Raw genomic sequence first — 253 nt, 5'->3', positions numbered from 1 at the left:
TCCGGTCGAGCTCACGGCCAACGCGCAGGCCCGACAGCGAGGTGTCCGCCACCAGCGCAAGGCATTCGCGGGTGAAGTCGTCCACCACCGCCAACACGCGGAACCGCCGACCGCAGGCCAGCGCGTCTGTGAATCGGCGTGGAAAAAGGCCCCCCTGAGAGGGGTGATCGGCGTCCAAAAGGGACCCCTCTGGTGAAGGGGTTCACGTTGGCTCTCGGTGATGCCGGGGGTCATGTTTGGGATGCTGGTGGTG

At 66.4% G+C, this 253-nt stretch carries 1 pseudogene; it reads right to left on the bottom strand.

The window, feature by feature from the left end:
* Positions 1-127 (bottom strand): annotated as a pseudogene (locus tag AC1MIR_RS27910) (IS3 family transposase); the annotation flags it as partial.
* Positions 128-253: the final 126 nt, after the last annotated feature.

This window comes from Falsiroseomonas sp. RANM36 (assembly GCF_056682175.1).
The sequence above is the reverse complement of the archived record's forward strand: the minus strand, read 5'-3'. Positions and strand labels throughout refer to the sequence as shown.